This window comes from Rhizobium sp. SVR5-9E, from assembly GCF_056755095.1.
In genome coordinates this window covers 1-240 of the sequence record NZ_JBNDHS010000680.1, presented here as the reverse complement: position 1 = coordinate 240, position 240 = coordinate 1, and the positions used below count along the sequence as shown (strand labels likewise).

Sequence of the window (240 nt, the reverse complement as noted above, 5' to 3'; positions counted from 1 at the left end):
GAGCTCCGAAAAAACGATTTTCTGATCGACCATGGATTTCATGCGCGCTTCGAAATCACCTTCACCCACGCCCGCGTCGTGATCGAAGGTCTGCTGCGAGCCGGCGCCCTCGATCTCATATCGCTGATGGACCATACCCCAGTTCAGGGCCAGTATCGCGCTGCCGCACGGCATATCCCTACTATCGCGCCCACCCCCACCCCCCCCCTCCCCCCCCCCCCCCCCCCCCCCCCCCCCCCC

Annotated in this window: 1 pseudogene; it reads left to right on the top strand. The window is 65.4% G+C overall.

Annotated features, from left to right (window positions below):
• Nucleotides 1-240, top strand: a pseudogene (locus ACPYOJ_RS36540) (hypothetical protein); the annotation flags it as partial.